Annotated in this window: 16 protein-coding genes and 1 pseudogene; 7 read left to right on the top strand and 10 right to left on the bottom strand. The window is 69.6% G+C overall.

Annotated elements, in window-relative coordinates; all coding sequences use genetic code 11:
- The first annotated feature begins 6 nt into the window (after positions 1-6).
- From ACSFBM_RS03690 to ACSFBM_RS03680, 3 genes are read left to right on the top strand one after another with little or no spacing between them, the layout of a single operon-like run.
- A complete protein-coding gene (locus ACSFBM_RS03690) occupies positions 7-1,038 on the top strand; it encodes an ABC transporter ATP-binding protein (protein ID WP_435483182.1) in 1,032 nt (343 codons plus the stop codon).
- Positions 1,035-2,021, top strand: coding sequence for an ABC transporter ATP-binding protein (locus tag ACSFBM_RS03685; RefSeq protein WP_435483181.1), 987 nt, complete (start codon positions 1,035-1,037; stop codon positions 2,019-2,021). Before ACSFBM_RS03690 ends, ACSFBM_RS03685 begins: the two co-directional genes overlap by 4 nt.
- A 13-nt stretch (positions 2,022-2,034) precedes the next feature.
- Positions 2,035-3,492 carry an N-acyl-D-amino-acid deacylase family protein gene (locus ACSFBM_RS03680; protein WP_435483180.1) on the top strand — a complete coding sequence of 486 codons (1,458 nt, stop codon included), beginning with the start codon at positions 2,035-2,037 and terminating at the stop codon, positions 3,490-3,492.
- A gap of 6 nt (positions 3,493-3,498) precedes the next feature.
- Here the strand turns inward: ACSFBM_RS03680 and ACSFBM_RS03675 are convergent, their stop codons facing one another.
- The 5 genes and pseudogenes from ACSFBM_RS03675 to ACSFBM_RS03655 form a co-directional block, all read right to left on the bottom strand.
- Complete coding sequence (locus ACSFBM_RS03675) at positions 3,499-3,714, bottom strand: hypothetical protein (protein WP_435483179.1); 216 nt, start codon at positions 3,712-3,714, stop codon at positions 3,499-3,501.
- A gap of 136 nt (positions 3,715-3,850) precedes the next feature.
- A complete protein-coding gene (locus ACSFBM_RS03670; protein WP_435483178.1) occupies positions 3,851-4,747 on the bottom strand; it encodes a ZIP family metal transporter in 897 nt (298 codons plus the stop codon).
- 102 nt (positions 4,748-4,849) lie between these two features.
- Positions 4,850-5,062 (bottom strand): annotated as a pseudogene (locus ACSFBM_RS03665) (dienelactone hydrolase family protein); the annotation flags it as partial.
- Between the two features lie 90 nt (positions 5,063-5,152).
- Positions 5,153-5,896, bottom strand: a complete 744-nt coding sequence (locus ACSFBM_RS03660; protein ID WP_435483177.1) for an aspartate/glutamate racemase family protein — start codon at positions 5,894-5,896, stop codon at positions 5,153-5,155.
- A 112-nt stretch (positions 5,897-6,008) separates the two neighbouring features.
- Positions 6,009-6,899, bottom strand: coding sequence for a transporter substrate-binding domain-containing protein (locus ACSFBM_RS03655; RefSeq protein WP_435483176.1), 891 nt, complete (start codon positions 6,897-6,899; stop codon positions 6,009-6,011).
- Between the two features lie 185 nt (positions 6,900-7,084).
- On the opposite strand from ACSFBM_RS03655, the gene ACSFBM_RS03650 reads away from it, so the two are divergent.
- Positions 7,085-8,308: a D-amino acid dehydrogenase gene (locus tag ACSFBM_RS03650; protein ID WP_435483175.1), complete on the top strand. Its 1,224-nt coding sequence runs from the start codon at positions 7,085-7,087 to the stop codon at positions 8,306-8,308.
- 48 nt (positions 8,309-8,356) lie between these two features.
- On the opposite strand, the gene ACSFBM_RS03645 is transcribed toward ACSFBM_RS03650, so the two are convergent.
- From ACSFBM_RS03645 to polA, 3 genes are read right to left on the bottom strand one after another with little or no spacing between them, the layout of a single operon-like run.
- Positions 8,357-9,259, bottom strand: coding sequence for a LysR family transcriptional regulator (locus tag ACSFBM_RS03645; RefSeq protein ID WP_435435392.1), 903 nt, complete (start codon positions 9,257-9,259; stop codon positions 8,357-8,359).
- Between the two features lie 13 nt (positions 9,260-9,272).
- Entirely contained in the window at positions 9,273-10,556 is a 1,284-nt protein-coding gene (locus ACSFBM_RS03640) for a M20/M25/M40 family metallo-hydrolase (protein WP_435483715.1), read from the bottom strand.
- 31 nt (positions 10,557-10,587) lie between these two features.
- Positions 10,588-13,404 carry a DNA polymerase I gene (gene polA / locus ACSFBM_RS03635; RefSeq protein WP_435483174.1) on the bottom strand — a complete coding sequence of 939 codons (2,817 nt, stop codon included), beginning with the start codon at positions 13,402-13,404 and terminating at the stop codon, positions 10,588-10,590.
- A gap of 97 nt (positions 13,405-13,501) precedes the next feature.
- On the opposite strand from polA, the gene ACSFBM_RS03630 reads away from it, so the two are divergent.
- The 3 genes from ACSFBM_RS03630 (at position 13,502) to ACSFBM_RS03620 (ending at position 15,857) form a co-directional block, all read left to right on the top strand.
- Positions 13,502-13,879 carry a hypothetical protein gene (locus ACSFBM_RS03630; RefSeq protein WP_435483173.1) on the top strand — a complete coding sequence of 126 codons (378 nt, stop codon included), beginning with the start codon at positions 13,502-13,504 and terminating at the stop codon, positions 13,877-13,879.
- Between the two features lie 61 nt (positions 13,880-13,940).
- Entirely contained in the window at positions 13,941-15,017 is a 1,077-nt protein-coding gene (locus ACSFBM_RS03625; RefSeq protein ID WP_435483172.1) for a homoserine kinase, read from the top strand.
- A 9-nt stretch (positions 15,018-15,026) separates the two neighbouring features.
- Positions 15,027-15,857, top strand: coding sequence for a BPSS1780 family membrane protein (locus ACSFBM_RS03620; RefSeq protein WP_435483171.1), 831 nt, complete (start codon positions 15,027-15,029; stop codon positions 15,855-15,857).
- A 22-nt stretch (positions 15,858-15,879) separates the two neighbouring features.
- On the opposite strand, the gene ACSFBM_RS03615 is transcribed toward ACSFBM_RS03620, so the two are convergent.
- Positions 15,880-17,385, bottom strand: a complete 1,506-nt coding sequence (locus ACSFBM_RS03615; protein WP_435483170.1) for a DUF3999 domain-containing protein — start codon at positions 17,383-17,385, stop codon at positions 15,880-15,882.
- Entirely contained in the window at positions 17,382-21,206 is a 3,825-nt protein-coding gene (locus tag ACSFBM_RS03610) for a DUF2339 domain-containing protein (RefSeq protein ID WP_435483169.1), read from the bottom strand. Before ACSFBM_RS03610 ends, ACSFBM_RS03615 begins: the two co-directional genes overlap by 4 nt.
- Positions 21,207-21,281 lie beyond the last annotated feature (75 nt).

Raw genomic sequence — 21,281 nt, 5'->3', positions numbered from 1 at the left:
AGCGCCATGACCCTCACCATGTCCCACACTGCCCTCGCCCCCGGCGAGCCGCTGCTCGAGGTCGACAACCTGCGCACCCACTTCCACACGCTGGCCGGCGTGGTGCGCTCGGTCGACGGTGTCTCCTACACCGTTCGCGCGGGCCGCACGCTGGGCGTGGTCGGCGAGTCGGGCTGCGGCAAGAGCGTGACGGCGCTGTCGATCCTGCGGCTGGTGCCCACGCCGCCGGGCCGGCACATGGGCGCGGTGCGTCTGCGCGGCACCGACCTGATGCAGCTGAGCGAGCGCGAGATGCGGCAGATTCGCGGCAACCGCATCTCGATGATCTTCCAGGAGCCGATGACCTCGCTGAACCCGGTGCTCACCGTGGGCCGGCAGATCGCCGAGACGGTGCAGCTGCACCAGAAGGCCAGCCGCGCCGATGCGATGCAGCGCGCGGTCGAGATGCTGCGCGTGGTGCAGATCCCCGAGCCCGAGCGCCGCGTGAACGAGTACCCGCACCAGCTGTCGGGCGGCATGCGCCAGCGCGTGATGATCGCGCTGGCCCTGGCCTGCAACCCCGAAGTGCTGATCGCCGACGAGCCGACCACGGCGCTGGACGTGACCATCCAGGCGCAGATCCTCGACCTCATCAAGCGGCTGCAGCAGGAGCTGGGCATGGGCGTGGTGATGATCACGCACGACCTGGGCGTGGTGGCCGAGAGCTGCGACCGCGTGGTGGTGATGTACGCCGGCAAGAAGGTGGAAGAAGCCGACGTGATCGACCTGTTCGACCGCCCGCTGCATCCCTACACGCGCGCGCTGATGGCCTCGATGCCCGCGATGAACACCGCGAGCACGCGGCTCACGGAGATTCCGGGGCTGGTGCCGGCCGCGCACGAGCTGGGCCGCGGCTGCGCCTTTGCGGCGCGCTGCAGCCATGCGCGCGAACGCTGCCGCGCCGAGACGCCCAGGCTCACGCAGCAAGGCGGCGACCACGTGGTGGCCTGCTTCGCGGTCGAGGAACACTGGGCCGGTGCCGAGGAGATCGCCGCATGACGACCGTTGCAACGCCACTGCTGCAGGTGCGCAACCTGCGCAAGCACTACATCTCGCCCAAGCGCTGGCTGCGGCCGGCCAAGCCGGCGATACAGGCGGTCGACGGGGTGTCGTTCTCGGTCGCGCGCGGCGAGACGCTGTCGCTGGTCGGCGAGTCGGGCTGCGGCAAGACGACCACGGCCAAGTCGGTCATGCGGCTGGTGGAGCCGACCTCGGGCTCGGTGGAACTGGAAGGCAAGGAGCTGCTGACGCTGCCGGCCGAAGACATGCGCATGCGCCGGCGCGACCTGCAGATCATCTTCCAGGACCCGTATGCGTCGCTGAACCCGCGCCTGACGGCGGGCGACATCGTGGCGGAGCCGCTGAAGAACTTCGGCATGGGCGCGGCGGCCGAGCGGCGTGAGCGCGTGCAGTGGCTGTTCTCGCGCGTGGGCCTGCGGCCCGAGGCTGCAAAGAAATTCCCGCACGAGTTCTCGGGCGGCCAGCGCCAACGCCTGGGCATTGCGCGCGCGCTGGCGTTGAACCCCAAGCTCATCGTGTGCGACGAGCCGGTGTCCGCGCTGGACGTGTCGGTGCAGGCGCAGGTGGTGAACCTGCTGATGGACCTGCAGGCGGAGTTCGGCATCGCCTATCTTTTCGTGGCGCACGACCTGGCGGTGGTGCGCCACATCAGCCACCGCGTGGCGGTGATGTACCTCGGGCACATCGTGGAGATTGCCGACCGGAACACGCTGTTCTCCGCGCCGCTGCATCCGTACACCGAGATCCTGCTGTCGGCCGTGCCTGTGCCCAACCCGCGCACGCCTGCGCGCCGCATGCTGCTGCAGGGCGATCCGCCGAGCCCCGCGAATCCGCCTTCGGGCTGCCGCTTTCACACACGCTGCCCGATGGCGCAGGCCGTGTGCAAGGCGCAGACGCCCGCGCTGAGCGAACGTCCCTCGTCTTCCAGCGGCGGCCATTGGGTCGCCTGCCACTTCCGTTGAAAGCACCTCACCGATGACCGACAAGACACCCCACTACGACCTGCTGATTCGCGGCGGCACCGTGATCGACGGCACCAAGGCGCCGCGCTTCGACGCCGATATCGGCATCACCGGTGGCCGCATCGCCGCCATCGGAAAGCTCACGGGCCACACGGCCGAACAGACGATCGACGCCACCGGCCGCATCGTCGCGCCCGGCTTCATCGACTCGCACACGCACGACGACCAGGCCGTGCTGTCGCAGGCGCAGATGCCGTTCAAGGTGTCGCAGGGCGTGACCACCGTGGTGGCCGGCAACTGCGGCATCAGCGCCGCGCCGCTGCGCACGGACATGGACCTGCCCATGCCGCTGAGCCTGCTCGACTCACCCGCGGAAGGCCGCTTCACGACCTTCGCAGCCTACCTCGACGCGCTGCGCGCCACGCCCTCGTCGGTGAACGTGGCGGCCATGGTCGGCCACTCGACCCTGCGCGCCGTGGTCATGGCCGACCTCGACCGGCCCGCGAACGACACCGAGATCGCCGCCATGCAGGCGCTGGTCGAAGAAGCGATGCAGGCCGGCGCCATCGGGCTGTCGACCGGCACCTTCTACCCGCCGGCCGTGAAGGCCACGACCGAGGAGATCATCGAAGTCGGCCGCCCCCTCACATCGCGCAAGGCGCTGTACGTGACGCACATGCGCGACGAAAGCGACCGCGTGATGGAGTCGCTGGAAGAAACCTTCCACATCGGCCGCGCGCTCGATATTCCGGTGGTGGTGTCGCACCACAAGGTGCAGAACACGCAGAACTTCGGCAAGACCAAGGTGACGCTGCCCTTCATCAAGGAGGCGATGCAGCACCAGTGCATCGGGCTCGACTGCTATCCGTATACCGCGGGCTCCACCATGATCCGCACCGACCGCGGAATGATGGAAGGCCGCGTGCTCATCGCGTCGAGCGAGCCGCACCCCGAGTGCGCGGGGCGCGACCTGAAGGACATCGCGGCCGAATGGGGCGTGTCGGGCGAAGAGGCGGCCGTTCGCCTGCAGCCCGGCAGCGCGATCTATTTCATGATGGACGAGGACGACGTGCAGCGCATCCTCGCGTTCGACGAGACCATGATCGGCTCCGACGGCATTCCGCTGGGCGACAAGCCGCACCCGCGCCTGTGGGGCACCTTCCCGCGCGTGCTGGGCCACTACAGCCGCGACGTCGGGCTGTTTCCGCTGGAGACGGCGGTGTGGAAGATGACGGGGCTCACGGCACGCAACTTCGGCCTGCACGAGCGCGGCACGCTGAAGCCGGGCCACCACGCGGACGTGGTGATCTTCAACGCCGCGACCGTGCGCGACACCGCGAACTACGAAACGCCGATGCAGCCGGCCGAAGGCATCGATGCGGTGATCGTCAATGGGGCGGTGACCTGGCGCGACGGTGCGCACAGCGGGGCGCGCAACGGGCAGGTCATCACGCGGCGGGACGCGGCCTGAGGCGCTTCAGTCGGGGGCGTTCATGACGCGGTCGAATTCTTCGTCGGCCGGCACGTTGTCGGCGTCGAGCTCGCTCGCATCCGTCAGGTCGATGCCGGTTTCCTCCGACAGGTCGTCGGAGCCCTCGTTCTCGGGTTCTTCGAAATCATCGGCGGGCGTGTTGTCTTCCTCGTCGTCCTCGGACGATGCGGCGGCTCGCGCGGTGGCGTCGATGTTGTTCATGATCGGTTCCTCGGCTGATTGCTGACAGGCCCCCTATGGTGCGCCTGTTTCAGCCGTTGCGGCTCATCCGGCACGCAGCGTCGGTGTCGGAAAGTTTCCCGCCGCGCATGCCGCCTGCCGACGTCGAACTTTCGTGTCAGTCCTTGTGCACGTGGCCGTGCTCGCCGTGGCCCGGGTCGTCGTGGCCGTGTTCGTGCCCATGCTCGCCGTGCGCGAGGCGGCTCACGGCCGTGACCAGCACGATGCCCGCGACCAGCCACAGGATCTGCGCGGCGGTCTGGCGCGCAGGCAGGCGTTTTTGCAGCTGCGGAATCAGGTCGGCCAGCGCCACGTAGACAAAGCTGCTGCCGGCCAGCACCAAGAAGTAAGGCAGCCAGCTGTGCAGCTGGTCGACCAGCCACCAGCCCACGATGCCGCCCAGCGCGGTCATGGTGCCGGCAAGCGACACCTTCACCAGCGCGGCGCGCTGGTTGGAAGAACTCTGGCGCAGCACGACGAGGTCGCCGATGTGGTGCGGAATTTCGTGCGCCAGCACCGCCAGCGCGGCCACCAGGCCCAAGCGCATGTCGGCGGTGAAGGCCGAGGCGATCAGGATGCCGTCGCCGAAGCAGTGCACGCTGTCGCCGGTGAGCACGGCCCAGCCGCCGGTGCGGGGGCCCTGCTCGTGCGCATGGGAATGCGCGTGACCGGCGTGATGGCCGTGGTCGTGCCCTTCGTGCCCGCTTTTTTCGTCGCCATGGTGATGCTCATGCCCGTGGTGCCACAGCTCGGCCTTGTCGAGCAGGAAGAAGAACACCAGCCCGAACAGCAGCACCCCGAACAGCAGCGCGGGTTCGATGCGGCTTTCGAAGGCCTCGGGCAACAGGTGCATGAAGGCGGTGGCCAGCAGCGCGCCGGCCGCCAGGCTCAGCAGGTGCTGCGGGTTCACCCCGCCCGAGCCGTTGCGCACGCCCACCTTCAACAGGAGGGCCGCGAGCCAGACGCTGCCGATGCCGGAGACCAGGGTCGCCGCGATGATGACTATCAAATTCATAGCTGCTTGCGCAAGAGGGACGGCCGCTGAAACTGTTTCAGGACCGTGATCCGTTCATAAAAAGAGAAAAGGCCGTCATTCGACGGCCTTCGGCGGGGGTGGCTACAGGGCGCCGGGTTCAGGCGACGCCATGGGCTTGAACCAGGCCGTGGCGCGTTGCCAGCCGTCGTCCGCCGCGCTCTTGACATGGCTGGGGCGGTGGTCGGCATGGAATGCGTGGCCTGCTTCGGGGTACACGACGAAGCTCGATGCCCTGGCCGCCGGAGTTCCATTGGCCAGAGCAGCTTTCATCTTATCAACCGTGTCAAGGGGGATGCACACGGGGCGTGGCGCAGAAAAACGCACGCCGCAATGCAGGCCCAGTCCGCCGGTGGCCCTATGCCCCGAAATTCGGTAGGCTTGGTGTCAAACCCGGGAACCGTACGCACGGCGTGCCAGCGCGGCCGCCAGCACCTGCGCGGGGTCGACCAGGTCCAGCCCGGCCACGGCGGCCGAGCCCTGCAGGCCCAGCGGCACCTCGGTACAGCCCATGATGATCGTCACGGGCCCATGGCGCTCGGCCAGCCGCAGCGCCACGTCGGAAAAGCACTGCGCGGCCAGCGGCATGTTGCCGGCCTTCACGCCTTCGAAGATGCCGCGCGTGATGATGCGGCGCTCGTCGGCCGACGGAATGTGGCAGCCCAGCCCGGCCTCGGCCAGCGCCTGCTCGTAGAGACGCACGCGGTAGGTGCCTTCGGTGGCCATCAGCGCCACGTCGCTGGCGCCCTGTGCGGCCAGCTGGCGCGCGGTTTCGCGTGCCATGTGCAGCAGCTCGACCTGCGGAAAACGCGCCTGCAGGCTGCCATGCCAGGCGTGCGCCGTGTTGCAGGCGATGGCCACGGCACGGCTGCCCAGCGCAGCCAGGCGGCCCAGGGCCTGCAGCATCGGTTCCAGCGGCTGGTGCGCGCCCTGCTCGGCCGATGCCAGCGCGTCGGTGCGGTCGGGCACCGGCACCTGCGCCAGCCAGTGCTCGGGAAAGGACTGGTCGCGCACCGGCTCGCCGCGCGCGCGCATCTGCTGCGCGCAGGCCTGCACGAAGAGCCGGACGAAGTCGGCGCCCGCCGCGGGGCCCATGCCCCCCAAGATGCCAACTACGTTCGTCGAAGCCATGATCTTTCTCTGTTTCAGGAATACCGCGGAACCGGCTTTGCCGGGCCGCAGGTATGGCCCCCGGCAGGGGGCAGGCGAAGCGACACGATGTGCGCGCAGCCCGGGGGCGAGCTCAATTCGCCGGCTTGTCGCTGAGGGCCTTGAGGTTTTCCTTGAGCTGGTCGCTCATCGGCAGGTTCAGCGGCACGCCCTTCGGCGGGATCGGCTGCATGAACCACTTGGTGTAGAGCTTCTCGAACTCGCCGCTCTTCATCATGGCGCTGAAGGTGTCGTCCACCAGCTTCTTGAAGGCCGGGTCGTCCTTGGGCAGCATGCAGGCGTAGGGCTCGACCTGCAGCGGCTCGCCCACCACCTCGTAGTCGGCCGGCGACTTGGAGTTGGCGATCAGGCCGAACAGCAGGATGTCGTCCATGGCGAAGGCCACGGCGCGGTCGCTTTCCACCAGCAGGAAAGAGTCGGCGTGGTCCTTGCCGAGCACGATGTCCATGCCGAGGTTCTTCTCGGTGTTGTACTTGCGCATGACCAGCGCGTTGGTGGTGCCGGTGGTGCTGGCCACGGTCTTCTTCGCAAGGTCGGCGTAGTCCTTGATCCTGGAAGACTTCTTCACCAGCAGGCGCGTGCCGGTATAGAAATGGTTGATGGCGAAGGCCACGTCCTTGCCGCGCGCGCTGTTGTTGGTGGTGGAGCCGCACTCCAGGTCGACGGTGCCGTTGGTGATCAGCGGAATGCGGTTCTGCGAGGTGACCGCCATCAGCGAGACCTGCAGGTTGGGCTTGTTCAGCTTCTTCTTCACCGCTTCGACCACGGCATTGGAGAGTTCCACCGAGAACCCGATCGGCTTGTTGGGGCCGTCCAGGTAGCTGAAGGGCACCGACGACTCGCGGTAGGCGAGCGTGATCTTGCCGGACTCGGCGATCTTGGCCAGCGTGTCGGCCGCTTGCGCCGCCGGAGCGGTGAAGAGCACCGCGGCGGCCAGGGAAGCCATCAGGACGGAGAGTTTCATTCGAGCCTTCATTCGGTTGGATTGAACAGAGCGCCAGTGTAAGAAGGAGTGACACAAAGCGACAATTCCAAATGAACCCCTGCCCATGTCCAAAACTCATGGGCCAGCTTTCTTTTGGCATTTCCGCGGGTCGGCGGGCGCACCTACAGTCACGGCTGTCTTCTCAACCTCCGGAAAGTTGCCCCATGCATGTGTGTGTGCTCGGTGCCGGCATCGTGGGCCTGGCCACCGCCTGGCAGCTCGAACGCCAGGGCCATCAGGTCACCGTGATCGACCGTGCCGCCCCCGGCGCGGGCGCCAGCGGCGGCAACGGCGCGCAGCTCAGCTATTCGTACGTGCAGCCGCTGGCCGACCCGTCCATCTGGAAGCAGCTGCCCAAGCTGCTGCTCTCGCCCACCTCGCCGCTGAAGCTGCGCCCGCAGCTCGATCCGCTGCAGTGGCGCTGGGGCATGGAATTTCTCGCGGCCTGCAACGCCGGGACTTCGCGCGACACCACGGCCCGGTTGCTGGCGCTTGCCGCGTCGAGCCGCACGCAGTTCGAGGCGATGCGCTCCGACATCTCGCCCGACTGCGACTTCTCCGCCACCGGCAAGCTGGTGCTGTATGCCAGCGCGGCTTCGCTCGAAGGCGCGCGCGCACAGCTCGACCTGCAGCGCGCCATGGGCAGCGCGCAGCGGCTGGTGACGCCGGACGAATGCGTCGCCATCGAGCCGGCGCTGCAGGGCTATCGCGGCCAGATGGCCGGCGCGGTGTACACGCCCAGCGAATGCGCGGCCGATTGCCTCAAGGTGTGTGCCGAGCTGATGCGGGCGCTGAGTGCGCGCGGCGTGCGCTTCATGCTCGGCACCGACGTGCACGGCTTCGCGCGCAGCGAGAACCGCATCAGGGCGGTGCGCACCAGCAAGGGTGGCATGGAGAGCGACGTGGAAGCCGACGCCTTCGTCATGGCGCTGGGGTCGGCCTCGCACAAGCTCGGGCGCGCGCTGGGCGCCTACCTGCCCGTGTACCCGCTCAAGGGCTACAGCATCACGGTGGAGGTCGACCCGGCGCCGGGTGCCGCACCGCGCGTGAACGTGACGGACAGCGCCCGCAAGGTGGTGTTCGCACGCATCGGCTCGCGCCTGCGGGTGGCGGGCATGGCGGAGCTGGTGGGGCACGACGCGAGCATTCCGGCCACGCGCATCGAGACGCTGGCGGCCGCGACGCGTGCGGTCTTCCCGCAGGCGAGCCGTCTCGAGGAACTGCATCCCTGGACGGGCATGCGGCCTGCCACGCCGAAGGGCTTGCCGATCATCGGGCGGCTGGAGAGCGCGCCGTCGAACATGCTGTTCAACACGGGGCACGGCGCGCTGGGGTTCACGCTGGCCTTCGGGTCGGCGCTTCGGGTGGTGCTGGCGCTGGAGGCCTGAACTCCTGTGCCCTCTGCCAGAGCAGAGGGCACAATCACCGCCGCGCCGCTATACCGCGTCCTGCAGCGCCTCCTGCATGCACCGCGTGATGCCGCGCACCGCCACCGAGTCGGGCTTGGCGGCAAAGCGCAGCGCGCGGATCGGCACCGGGATGTTCGGCTCCAGCGTGAGCACGTCGACCTTCTCGCGGTCGGCCGAGCGCGCCGTGCAGCCGTCGACCAGCGCCACGCCGATGCCGTGGTGCGCCATGGCCAGCGCGGCGTGGTAGGTCTGCACCGTCACCACCGCCTGCTGGAAACCCACGCCCGCCTGCCGGCACGCCTGGCTCAGGCTGGTGCCCACGGGGTCTCGGCTGTCCAGGCCGATCACCGGCCGGTTGATCAGGTCGTGCAGGGCGACCGAGCCGTTGCGCACCAGCGCGCGCGGCAGCAGGCCCTTGGGCGCGATGCACACCATGCGGCTGTCGGCCAGCGTCTCCTGCGTGAGCGAAGGATGCACGGCCGGGCTGAAGGCGAAGCCCACGTCGGCCTCCTGCAGCAGCAGCGCCGACATGATCTGCGGCGAGTGCAGCGACTCGACCGTGATCTTGTAGCCCGGATGCTTCTCGCGAAAGGACTTCAGCGCGCGCGGCAGGATGTCGTAGCTCAGCGCCAGCACGCTGAGGATGCGCAGCTCGCCGGTGTCGCCCGCGGTGCGCAGGTTGGCCGCGAGCCGCTGCACCTCGTCGAGCTGCGCGAACAGCCGCTCGATGTGGGGGTACAGCGTGAGCGCTTCGGTGGTCGGCGTGAGCCGGCCCTTGGCGCGCTGGAACAGCGGAAAACCCAGCTGCAGCTCGGCGTGCTGCAGCGTGCGGCTGACCGCCGGCTGCGTGATGTTGATGAGCCGCGCCGCCGCGCTCACGCTGCCGGTGAGCATGATCGCGTTGAAGACCTCGATGTGGCGCAGGCGCATCGCGGACGGCCGATCAGTTTGCGGTCTTGCCGTGGGCTATGTCCATGATGAGCCGGGTGCCCAGGTACAGGCGCGGCTCGATGGAATCGACCAGCACGTATTCCGCATCGGCCGAGTGCGCGCCGAAGCCCTGCAGGCCGAAGCGCTCGATGACGGGCGCCTTGGTCTTCAGCGCCGCGAAGGCCGCGTCGGTTCCGCCGCCGGCGGCCTTGTCGTCGGCGCCCAGCGGCAGGCCGAGTTCGTCCTTGTAGATCTGCTGCGCATGGCGGGCCATGGCGCGCGAGGCGTCGGTGGCTTCCAGCGGCGGACGGCGGCGCTCGAACTTCAGCTCGACCTTGGCCTCGGGAATCAGCTGCTTCTTCACGCGCTCGTTCACCTGCTGCTCGATGCGGTCGTAGTCGCTCACCTTCAGCACGCGCACGTCGGCACCCGCGGTGGCGCTGGCCGGAATCACGTTGCGGTTGCTGCCCGACCTGGAGATGGTCCAGTTCATCTTCAGGCCGGTGGCCGGGTCGGACAGGTCGCGCATCTGCAGGATCTGGTGCGACAGCTCGTACAGCGCGTTCACGCCCAGTTCGGGCGCCGAGCCCGCGTGCGAGGCCTTGCCCGCAACGTGCAGCGTGACCGAGGCAATGCCGGCGGTGGCCAGCGAGAGCTTGTCGTCCTTCACGTAGGCGCCCTCGAAGGACATGACCGCGTCGTGCTCCGCGCCCATGCGCGTGATGAGGGCGCGCGCGCCGGGCGAGCTGATTTCCTCGTCGCCGTTGATCAGCACGGTGAGCGTGCCGTAGTCCTTGAACTTCATTGCCTGCAGCATCGACACGATGTGCGTGATGACGGCAATGCCCTGCTTGTCGTCGGCGATGCCCAGGCCGTAGGCCTTGTCGCCCTCGATGCGGAACGGCTGCTTGTTGAGCATGCCCACGGTGTAGACCGTGTCCATGTGCGCGATGAGCAGGATCTTCTTCTTGCCCGTGCCCTTGAAGGTGGCGCGCACCACGCGGCCCATTTTCTCGGGCGTGTCTTCCATGCGGTAGGCCTCGGCGCTCGGGTCGATCAGCTCGACCTCGCCGCCCAGCGCCTTGAACTTGGCGGCGATGAGGTCGGAGATCTTCTCGAGCCCGTCGAGGTCGCGGCTGCCCGACTCGATGGAAACAAGCTCCTTGAGCGTGTCGAGCAGCGCGGGCTTTTCCTTGGCGGCGAGCGCGGCGACGCGGGCGTCGGGGGCGGCGAAGGCGGTGCCCAGGAAGGCGGAGCAGACGGCGGCGAGCAGGAACTGGCGGTGCGGGAGTTTCATGTGCATGTGGATGTGTTTCGTTGTCTCTTCTTCAGTGCGCCTTGTCCCAGTTGGGACCGACACCGATCTCGGCCAGCAGCGGCACCTTCAGCGCGGCCACGCCGGCCATGAGACGGGGGATCTCGGTGCGCACCCATTCGACCTCTGCCTCGGGCACTTCGAACACCAGTTCGTCGTGCACCTGCATGATCATCCGGGTGCCGCGCTTTTCTTCGTCAAGCACGTTCTGTACCTTGACCATGCTGAGCTTGATCAGGTCGGCCGCGGTGCCCTGCATGGGCGCGTTGATGGCCGCGCGCTCGGCGCCGCCGCGGCGCGGGCCGTTGGGCGAGTTGATCTCGGGCAGGTACAGGCGCCGGCCGAACACGGTCTCCACATAGCCCTGCTCCTTGGCCAGCGCCTTGGTCTCGTCCATGTAGGCCTTCACGCCCGGGTAGCGCGCGAAGTAGCGCTCGATGTACGAGGCCGCGGCCTTGGTCTCGATGCCGAGGTTCTTGGCCAGCCCGAAGCTGCTCATGCCGTAGATCAGGCCGAAGTTGATGACCTTGGCATAGCGGCGCTGCTCGCTCGACACCTGGTCGGGCGTGGAGCCGAACACCTCGGCGGCCGTGGCGCGGTGCACGTCGATGCCTTCGGTGAACGCACGCAGCAGCGACTCGTCGCCGCTGATGTGGGCCATGATGCGCAGCTCGATCTGCGAGTAGTCGGCGCTGGCGATCACGCTGCCCGCGGGCGCCACGAAGGCCTCGCGCACGCGGCGACCTTCGGGGGTGCGGATCGGGATGTTCTGCAGGTTGGGGTCGTTGCTGCTGAGGCGGCCGGTGACGGCCACGGCCTGCGCGTAGTGCGTGTGCACGCGCCCGGTGCGGGGGTTGGCGAGCTGGCCGAGCTTGTCGGTGTAGGTGCCCTTGAGCTTCGACAGGCCGCGGTGCTCCAGGATCTTCGCGGGCAGCGGATAGTCTTCGGCCAGTTTCTCCAGCACCTCTTCGTCGGTGCTGGGCGCGCCGCTCGGCGTCTTCTTGACCACCGGCAGGCCCAGCTTGGTGAAGAAGATCTCGGCGATCTGCTTGGGCGACCCCAGGTTGAAGGGCTGGCCCGCGATGTCGTAGGCCTCCTGCTCCAGCGCCATGATGCGCGTGCCGAGTTCGTGGCTCTGCGCGGCCAGCGTGGGTGCGTCGATCAGCACGCCGTTGCGCTCGATGCGGTAGAGCGCCTCGCTCGAATCCATCTCGAGCCGGTAGACGAACAGCAGCTTCTCGTCCTTCTCGAGCTGGGGCCACAGCGTGTTGTGCACATCCAGCGTCTGGTCGCTGTCCTCGCACGAGTATTCGGCCGCCTTGGCGATGTCGACCTGGCTGAACGAGATCTGGTGCACGCCCTTGCCGCACAGGTCTTCGTACGAGATGCCGCTGCGGCCCAGGTGGCGCTCGGCCAGGCTCGACAGGCCGTGCGGCTTGTGCACTTCGAGCACGTAGCTCTGCAGCATGGTGTCGTGCGCGTAGCCCTGCACCTCGATGCCGTGGTTGGCGAACACATGGCGGTCGTACTTGATGTGCTGGCCGAGTTTTTTCTTCTCGCCGTTCTCCAGCCAGGGCTTGAGCTTTGCCAGCACCTCGTCGATGGGCAGCTGCGCGGGCGCGTCGGGGTAGTTGTGCGCGAGCGGAATGTAGGCCGCCTCGCCCGGCGTGACGCTGAAGCTCACGCCGACGATCTGCGCGACCATTTCGTCGAGCGACGTGGTCTCGGTGTCGACGGCGGCGAGCTCGGCGGCTTCGAGCCTGGCGAGCCAGGCGTCGAACTGTTCCCAGGTGGTGATCGTGTCGTACCTGAGGTTGCTCGCGGGGGCGGCGGCTTCCAGCGCGTCGAGCTCGGAAGGCTCGTCGAACAGGCCGCCCTGGTCGCTGCTGGCCTTGGAGGCCGACTTCTTCTTGAGGTTTTCCTCGATGAGTTCGGGCGGCACTTCCTGGGCTTCGAGCCCCTTCACCAGGCTCTTGAAGCCGAACTTCTCGTAGAAGGGCTTGAGTTCTGCGGTCTGCGGCGCGCTCACGGGCAGCGCGTCGAGCGACGGCAGGCCGGTGACATGGCCTTCGAGGTCGCAGTCGGTGCGAATGGTCACCAGGCGCCGGCTCAGCGGCAGCTTGTCCAGGGCCTGGCGCAGGTTCTCGCCGGCGGCGCCCTTCACCTCGGCGGCGCGTTCGACCAGGGCGTCGAGCGAGCCGTACTCCAGCAGCCACTTGGCGGCCGTCTTGGGCCCGACCTTGGGAACGCCGGGCACGTTGTCGACGGTGTCGCCCACCAGCGTCTGGTAGTCGACCATCAGCGCGGGCGGCACGCCGAATTCGGCCGTCACGCCGGCCACGTCGCGCCGCTTGCCGTTCATGGTGTCGATGATGGTGATGTGCTCGTCCACCAGCTGGCTCAGGTCCTTGTCGCCGCTGGAGACGATCACCTCGACGCCCTGCGCGGCGGCGATCTTGGCCAAGGTGCCGATGACGTCGTCCGCCTCCACGTCGGGCACGCTCAGCACCGGCCAGCCGAGCAGCTTCACCACTTCGTGGATGGGGTCGATCTGGCTGCGCAGGTCGTCCGGCATGGGCGAGCGGTTGGCCTTGTACTCGGGGTACCAGTCGTCGCGGAAGGTCTTGCCGGGGGCGTCGAAGATGCAGGCCGCGTAGTCGGCGCGCACCTCGCGGCGCAGCGCGGTCATCATGTTGATCATTCCCCGGATCGCGCCGGTCGCCGGGCTCTTGGGGTCGCCGGGCACGGCCCGCAGGTCGGGCATGGCGTGGAAGGCGCGGTAGAGATAGCTCGAGCCATCGACGAGCAGCAGCGTTTTCTTGTCGGTCATCGGGGCATTTTGCCGTGCCCGACGCGGCGTCCAGAACCACGACGGCCAGAGGTGGCAACCGACGCGCCGAAACCGGGCGCGCGCCTACAATCGGGGCATGCCTAGCTCCACACTCCTGGTCGCCCGCCGCATCCTGCTGGCGCTGGCTTTCACAGCCCCCCTTGCCGCGGTGACCGCCGTGCACGCGCAGCAGCCCGCGCCCGCTGCAGCCACCCCTGCCCAGGCGCAACCCGCGCCGGAGCAGACCGGCGCCGACGGCCGACGCAACCAGAAGGTGGAGAACCTGCACACCGAAGACAGCGGCGCCTCGGTCGACGAGGTGCGCTACGGCGGCCGCACGCAGAGCATCAACGTCAAGCCCAAGTCCAACGTGCCGGGCTACGAGGTGCTGCCGGCCGACCAGGCCACGGGCCGCCAGGGCTCCTCGGAAACGGGCGCCAACGGACCGCGCGTCTGGAACGTGATGAAGTTCTGATGGCCGTGCGTTCTTCCGCTTTCGTCTTCTCCCCAGCCGCGGCGCCGCGCTGAGTACCGCCATGGCAGTTTTTACCGAAGTCGGTTTCGGCGAGGCGGACGCGCTCGTCCAACGCCTGGGCCTGGGCCCGCTGCGCGAGCTGCGCGGCATCGAGGGCGGCATTGAAAACACCAACTACTTCGCGACCACCGAGTCCGGCGAGTTCGTGCTGACGCTGTTCGAGCGCCTGAGCGCCGAGCAGCTGCCCTACTACCTTTGCCTGATGAAGCACCTGGCCAGCGCCGGCCTGCCGGTGCCCGCCCCCGTGGCCGGTCCGCCTGCCGCCGAGAAGACGAAGAAGGGGCAGATGGCCCTGCCTTCGGGCCCGTCCGCCCCTGCCGCCGACGCCGATTGCGACCTGCTCCACACGGTGGCCGGCAAGCCCGCGGCGGTGGTGCTGAAGCTCTCGGGCCGCAGCGAGCTCGCCCCCGGCGCCGCGCACTGCGCCGAGCTGGGCGCCATGCTGGCGCGCATGCACCTGGCCGGGCGCGACTACCCGCGCACCCAGCCCAACCTGCGCGGCCTGCCCTGGTGGAACGAAACCGTGCCCGTGGTGCTGCCGTACATCGAGGAAGCCCAGGCCGCCCTGCTGCGTGCCGAGCTGGCCTACCAGAACCACGTGGCCGAGTCCTCCGCCTACGCCGCCCTGCCGCGCGGCCCGGTGCATGCCGACATGTTCCGCGACAACGTGATGTTCGCCACCGGCGCCGATGCCGATGCCGATGCCCCCCGCCTGACCGGCGTGTTCGACTTCTACTTCGCCGGCACCGACACCTGGCTGTTCGACCTGGCCGTGTGCCTGAACGACTGGGCCATCGACCTGCCCAGCGGCCGGCACGACGACGAACGCGCCGACGCCCTGCTGTCGGCCTACCAAACCGTGCGCCCGCTGAACGCGGCCGAGCGCGCCCTGCTGCCCGCGATGCTGCGCGCCGCAGCGCTGCGCTTCTGGATTTCCCGCCTGTGGGACTTCCACCTGCCGCGCGAAGCGAGCATGCTCACGCCCCACGACCCCACGCACTTCGAGCGCGTGCTGCGCGACCGCGCGTCCCACCCGCATGCCATGGCCCAGGCGCTGGCGCCCGCCCTGGCGGCCTGACCCTCACACATGAAACTCAACCTCGTGCCGGCGCGCACCGGCGCCGTCTGGGTCCGCCTCGGGCTCAAGACCTTCTGGCGGCAACCGCTGGCCTTCATCTCGCTGTTCTTCCTGCTGATGGCGGTCATCTCGACGCTGTCGATGGTGCCCATCCTCGGCAGCCTGCTGGCGCCGGGCCTGGTGCCGTTCCTGACGCTGGGCCTGATGGTCGCCACATCCGTGGCCTACACGGACAACGCCGAAGGCGTCGGCCGCGCGGGCGACACGCAGCGGCCCACGGGCTCGGCGATGTTCGTGGCGGTGTTCAACGCCATGCGCACCGAATGGCGCTCGCTGGTGGTGCTGGGCGTGATCTCGGCCGTCTACTTCGTGCTGGCGGTGCTGGTGACGACGCTGGTCGACGGCGGCCAACTCGCCCGCGCCTACCTGCTGGACGACCCGCTCACGCCCGAAATCATTGCCGGCAGCGACTTCCAGGTCGCCCGCACGCTGCTGATGTGCCTGAACCTGCCGCTGTCGCTGGCCATGTGGCACGCCCCGGCGCTGGTGCACTGGCATGGCGTGGCGCCGGTGAAGAGCATCTTCTTCAGCATCGTGGCGCTGTTTCGCAACTTCGGCGCCTATGCGTTGTTCGGCGTGGCGTGGTTCGGCGTGTTCCTGATCGCCGGCATCGGCATGGGCCTGGTCGCCACCCTGCTGATCGGCGTGGGCGCCCTGGGCTCGGGCGGCGCGGCGCTGGCGGTGGGCAATGTGCTGATCATCGGCACGGCGCTGGTGCTCGCAGCCATGTCGCTGAGCTCGACCTGGTTCACCTTCCGCGACACCTTCGAGCCGAACTGACGGCCCCGCCCGGCCCTCCCGCTCAACGGGGCGGGCTCGCCGCGTCCTTGCGCAGGCTCGCGAACAGCGACCACGCCATGCCGGCCAGCAGCAGCAGGCCGACACCCAACGCACCCCACAGCCACCACTTGCGCGACGGCTCCTGCATGGGAAGCGGCGCCTGCACCGCCGCCGCGACCGCCGCGGTGACGGCCGCCACCGGCAGTGCCACGGTCGCATCGTCGGCCACCACGGGCCTGTCCGCGGCGTAACCCGGAATCAGGGTGGACAGCGCCAGCGGCGCGCCCGGCACGCTGCCTTCGACCGCATTCGCCTCGGGTGCGGCGCTCCATGCCAGCGCGAACGGCGCCGCGCCCTGCGCCAGGAACACCAGCGTGCGCGGCACGGCGCCCACCGCGATGTTGGGCGGCGTCGCGCCCAGCACGCTGACCGGGCCCGAGGTGCGCAGGCGCAGCCGCGCGTGCACCGCGCCGTCAAGCGCCAGCACCGGCGAGCGCGCCTCGCCGCCGGCCTGCGCCAGGCGGTACACCACGGTGTCGACCAGCAGCGCCTCGTCCGGGCCCTCGGTGCGCACCACGGACCGGCGCTGCGAATGCCGCAAGGCGTAAAGCGGGTTGCGCGGCACCGGCTGCGGCGGCACGGCCGACGCAGGCACGGGGTCGCGCAGCCCCGAGACGCTCACCTGCGCCAGCGTGTTGACGTCGGCCAGGTCGATGCGCAGGCTCTGCACGGGCAGGCCGCGCGGCAGCAGGTAGTCGCAATAGTCGGTGGCGCAGCGCTCGGGCTTCAGCGCAGCGGACCACTCGATCGGCGCGACGGGCTCCACCTCCTGCACGCTGTCGATGCCCACGCCGGCCAGCACCGCGCCGTGCGCCGGATCGCTCCAGCGCAGCCGCAGGAAGCGCGCGCGCACGTTGTTCAAATCGACCGCGAGGCGCTCGATGGTCTGGCCGCCGTGGGCGAGCCTGATCAATTGCTCCTCACCGCCCACCGGGCGCCACTGGCGCAGGTCGTCGCTGGCTTCCAGGCGGAAGGCGAACAGGCCGCGCGTGTCGGGCGCGATGTCGAACCGGGCCTGCAGCAGGCTGCCCTTGACCTGGCTCACGTCGATGAGCCATGGCGTCGCGCCGTCGGCCTTGGCGGCAGCCTTGGAGGCGAGTGCCAGCGAGCCGTCGGGCCGCACCGTGAATGCAAGCGCCGTGTCGCCCGAGGCAGCAGCGGCTGCGCCCGGCAGCGCAAAGATCGGCACATTGCGCGAGGCCGTCTGCGGTGCGGCGGCTTCGTTGCGCAGCCAGGCGTAGGGCACCGCATGCCCGGCGGCGTTGCGCACCCGCAGGTCGCGCAAGTCGGCATAAGCCGCGCGGCCGTAGAGGGCCAGGGGCAGCGTGAGCCGGTGGTAAGGGCCCGCGCCCTGCAGTGCGATCGGCGCGGTGGTCCCGGTGGTCACGGGTTGTGCCAAGGCGAATCCGCTGGCCGCGGCCACCAGCACCACGCCCGCGCGAACGGCCCGCATCGACGGCGCGCTCATGCCGCACCGCCTTCGGCCGGAGCCTTCGACGCCTCTTCCTTCTTCGGCGGCACGGGTGCGAAGTACCCCACCAGGAGCAGCAAGGCCCCCACCGCGATGAACGACACGATGCGGAACAACCCGCCCCGGTCGGCCAGCTCCACGAAGAACAGCTTCAGCACCACCACGCCGAGCAGCGCCGCACCGGCCACCCACAGCGTGCGCACCCGGCGCGAATGGCCGAGCACCATCGCGACCACGCCGCAGACCGCCCAGGTGATGGACAGCGCCGCCTGCGTGAGCCACGAGGCATACAGCGCATCGAAAGCCCACGCGACACCGGCGTAGTGATGGCAGGTGCGCAGCACCATGCCGGTGAGCAGCGCCAGCCCGGTGAGGCCGGCCGCACCCTTGGCGACCATCGGTTGCACGCGCGCGAACGAGCCCGGCGGCAACGCACGCCACCAGAGCACCAGCGCGAACAGCACCAGCCACTGCGCAAGCTCGAGCGGGTTCAGCAGCGGCACATAGGGCAGCGGCGACGCATCGCCCGGGCTGACCGCGTTGGTCACCCACACCCACGCCAACAGGTACACCGCCACCGGCGTGGCGGCGAACTCGAGGTAGGCGCTGCGGAACTCCGCGAGCGGCCAGCGCTGCAGCAGCACGCGCGAACGCAGCGCCCACAGCACCAGCGCCGGCACGATCGCCCAGCCCAGCAATTGCCAGCTCGACCACTCGGCGCCGACGCGGCCCAGCTGCCATTGGCATTCGCGCGCGGCCAGCAGCAGGAAGAGCCAGAAGCCGGCGACATGGAACGGCGTCAGGGCCGAGCCATCGAACCACCGCTTCTGCGCGCGCAGCAGGCGCAGATGCCACACCAACGCGAGCGGCCAGGCCAGCCAGCCCAGCGCGCTCGACGGCACGTAGAACAGCGTGGCGCCGCCTGCAATGCCGTAGGCCGCGATCAGGCCGAAGGCCGGCAGCGTGGCGAGCGTCGCCTTGCCGAGCTGCGCCCAGTCGCGGCGGTGCGCCACGGCGGCTGCCAGCACCGAGGTGACGAGCAACACGGCCATCGCCCCGGCCGGAATGTGGCTCGCCAGACCCTGGCGGTTCAGAACGCGCACGCTTTCGTCCAGCGTGCCGAACAACCACCAGCCGAGCCCCCAGACCACCGGCACCCACAGCACGACCGGGTTGGCGCACCAGGCATTGGCCCAGCGCTTGCGCGACGTGCCCGCCGGCTCGCTCGTGCCCGAAAGATGCGAGCGCGCCTCGTCGCGCAGCCAGTCGCCCGCCAGCAAGGCGGCCAGGCCCAGCACCACCGGCGTCCAGAACCCGAGGTGGGCAAAGGCCGGGCGCACCGCGCCCGCGTCATCCGCGGCGCTGATGCCGAACGCCACGGCGGCGACGACCTGCAGCACACCCGCCAGCGCCGCGAGCGGAAAGTGCGCCATGCGCAGCCCCACCCACAGCACCGCCATGGCCGTCAGCGGCCACAGCAGCGCGGCCTGTGCCAGGGTCAGCTGGAACAGCATCGCCAGGTGCAGCAGGCCCACGCCCGCGAGCACGCCAACGACATTGCCCACCGACCACACCGGCTGCACGCCGCGCGCCAGCGCCGCGCGGTGCGCCTGCAGCATCGACCAGCCTGCGTTGCCGAGCACGCTGAGCGCGATCAGGCAGGCCACGGCTGCGCCCTGCCAGCCGCTTTGCAGCACCTTGCCGTCGACCACTTCACCCGTGCTGTGCAGCGTGGCGATGAAGCCCGCCACTGCCAGCGCCTGCATGCCGAAGCTCACGTAGGTCAGCGGCAGCAACGCAAAGCGGATCGCCACGGCGAAGGTGGCCGAGGCCAGCACGGACGTGGCCGCGGCGGCCCAGGGCGGCGTGCACCACTGCCACAGCAGCAGCGTGAGCGCGGCCATGCCGAGCCACGGCAAGGCGGTGCCGGCCATGGCCTCCACGCCCTTGCCGTCGTCCAGCCTGGCGCGGCGGTGGATGGCCCACATCGCGAAGGCGCTCACCGCCACCAGCACCGGGCCGATGACGGAGCCTTCGAGCAGCGGATGCCCCGGCGCGGCATCGAGCCCCGTGGCTTCCAGCAGCTTGAGCACCGCCCCGGCGAACACCAGGAGCGAGAAGGCGCGCGCATAGGTGCGCTGCTGCCGCGCGCCCAGCCAGTACATGCCCGCCGCCTCGACGGCCCAGGCCGCGCCGGTCCACTGCCCTTCGAGGCCCAGCGGAATGGCCAGCGTGCCAAAGATCACGCCGACGATGGCGTAGGCCTCCGCCAGCAGCGCCAATCCCTTGGGCTGCGTGGCGAACACCAGCCGCCCGAGCACCAGGTAGAAGGCCGACAGCGCCATCGCGGAGAACGCGGCGCCGTACTCCCACGGGCGCATGAGCAGCACCTGCATGCCGAACGCGACCATCGGCGTGCCGAACACCAGCGAGCTGTCGACCCGGCCCGCGCGGCGCAGCGTGTCCAGCGCGCGGCTGGCGAGCGGCTGCGCGGGCTGCACCGGCGCGTCGAACAGCGTGCGGCGTGCGAACAGCAGGCCGATGGCGGTGAACAGCAGGAAGAACACGACCAGGAAGGGCTGCACGGTGGCGAACTGGTCGTCGGTGTAGTACTTGTGCGCCCAGCCGGCCGCCAGCGTGAAGGTGCCGACGAAGCCGATCAGGTTGAGCACGCGCCAGGCCTTGAACCAGGCGATCAGCACGATGCCGACGTCGAGCACCAGCAGGTAGGTGAAGAGCCCCACCGGCTGGTTCGACCCGGTGGATGCGAGCACCGGCGCCGCAAAGCCTTCGAGCGCGGCCACGATGGCCAGCAGTGGCGCGTTCTGCAGCACGGCCAGCGCGGCGCTGAGCACCGCCACGCCGAACAGAAAGGCAAAGCCGATGCTCGCCGGCAGCAGCCCGCTGAGCTTCATGGCCGCGAGCGTGGTCAGGTAGAAAACGCCGATGCCCGCGCCCTGCAGGATCAGCGCGTAGCCCGCGCGCTTGTGGCGCAGCAGCCAGCCCAGCACGAGCAGGCCCGCGCCGACCAGCGCCACGACCGCATAGCGCAGCTCGATGGGCACGGTGACGCGCTCGGCCGTGTAGCGCAGCAGGAAGGCCAGCCCCAGGAACAGGATCAGCACGCCCAGCTTGACCAGCATGTTGCCGCCGAAGATCAGGTTGGCGAGGGGTGCGGGCAGGCGGTCGCGCAGCGGGACCGGCGGCGGTGGGGGCGGCGGGGGTGGGCGGCGAACCGGTGCCGGTGCCGGTGCCGGTGCGGCAACCGGTGGCTGGGCTGCCGGGACGACAGGCGCGGGCGGCGTTGGCGCGGCGGCGGGCGCGGCGGGCGCGTCGGCCGCAGCCTCCTCCTTGGCCACGACCACCGTGGCCTGCATCCGGGACAGGCGGGCTTGCGCGATCTCCGCGGCCCGGCCTTCGAGCGTGGCCACCGGGAGCGATGGCGCCTCGGCGAGCGGCGTGCGTGCCATCGACGTGGCGAGGTCGCCGGAAGCCAGTTCGGGAATGACGGAGCCTTCAGGCTCGGCCTGCGCGCCCAGCGCCAGCCGGCGCTCGAGCGAAGCAACCCGCTGCTCCAGCTCCGACACGCGCTGCTGCAGCTTCAGCATGCCGCCCGCCGGGGCCGGCGTGGCGGCGACCGGCGCCGCCGTCGCGCCCGCCGTGCGCTCAGCCTCGGTGCGATGCGGTTCCGCCTTGTTCTTCCTGCCGAACATCTGCGGCAGCGCGAACGCGCCGACCACCGCAAGCACCAGCGCCACTGGCACCGACTGGAACAGCGCACCGATGAACAGGCCGGCAATGATGCCTATGAACCACATCCCTGACTCCCCTTGTTTGGCGAGTGCGGAGTGTACGGTGGTTCAGGGCAAAAAGTGCCGGTTACGCACGTCCTG

The sequence above is a fragment of the Variovorax pasteuri genome, from assembly GCF_051216435.1.
In the GTDB taxonomy this organism is placed as follows: domain Bacteria; phylum Pseudomonadota; class Gammaproteobacteria; order Burkholderiales; family Burkholderiaceae_C; genus Variovorax.
The sequence above is the reverse complement of the archived record's forward strand: the minus strand, read 5'-3'. Positions and strand labels throughout refer to the sequence as shown.

Coding starts and splice junctions, on each gene's coding strand:
- ACSFBM_RS03690 (WP_435483182.1), top strand. CDS start 7: ATGACCCTCACCATGTCCCACACTGCCCTCGCCCCCGGCGAGCCGCTG.
- ACSFBM_RS03685 (WP_435483181.1), top strand. CDS start 1,035: ATGACGACCGTTGCAACGCCACTGCTGCAGGTGCGCAACCTGCGCAAG.
- ACSFBM_RS03680 (WP_435483180.1), top strand. CDS start 2,035: ATGACCGACAAGACACCCCACTACGACCTGCTGATTCGCGGCGGCACC.
- ACSFBM_RS03675 (WP_435483179.1), bottom strand. CDS start 3,714: ATGAACAACATCGACGCCACCGCGCGAGCCGCCGCATCGTCCGAGGAC.
- ACSFBM_RS03670 (WP_435483178.1), bottom strand. CDS start 4,747: ATGAATTTGATAGTCATCATCGCGGCGACCCTGGTCTCCGGCATCGGC.
- ACSFBM_RS03660 (WP_435483177.1), bottom strand. CDS start 5,896: ATGGCTTCGACGAACGTAGTTGGCATCTTGGGGGGCATGGGCCCCGCG.
- ACSFBM_RS03655 (WP_435483176.1), bottom strand. CDS start 6,899: ATGAAACTCTCCGTCCTGATGGCTTCCCTGGCCGCCGCGGTGCTCTTC.
- ACSFBM_RS03650 (WP_435483175.1), top strand. CDS start 7,085: ATGCATGTGTGTGTGCTCGGTGCCGGCATCGTGGGCCTGGCCACCGCC.
- ACSFBM_RS03645 (WP_435435392.1), bottom strand. CDS start 9,259: ATGCGCCTGCGCCACATCGAGGTCTTCAACGCGATCATGCTCACCGGC.
- ACSFBM_RS03640 (WP_435483715.1), bottom strand. CDS start 10,556: ATGAAACTCCCGCACCGCCAGTTCCTGCTCGCCGCCGTCTGCTCCGCC.
- polA (WP_435483174.1), bottom strand. CDS start 13,404: ATGACCGACAAGAAAACGCTGCTGCTCGTCGATGGCTCGAGCTATCTC.
- ACSFBM_RS03630 (WP_435483173.1), top strand. CDS start 13,502: ATGCCTAGCTCCACACTCCTGGTCGCCCGCCGCATCCTGCTGGCGCTG.
- ACSFBM_RS03625 (WP_435483172.1), top strand. CDS start 13,941: ATGGCAGTTTTTACCGAAGTCGGTTTCGGCGAGGCGGACGCGCTCGTC.
- ACSFBM_RS03620 (WP_435483171.1), top strand. CDS start 15,027: ATGAAACTCAACCTCGTGCCGGCGCGCACCGGCGCCGTCTGGGTCCGC.
- ACSFBM_RS03615 (WP_435483170.1), bottom strand. CDS start 17,385: ATGAGCGCGCCGTCGATGCGGGCCGTTCGCGCGGGCGTGGTGCTGGTG.
- ACSFBM_RS03610 (WP_435483169.1), bottom strand. CDS start 21,206: ATGTGGTTCATAGGCATCATTGCCGGCCTGTTCATCGGTGCGCTGTTC.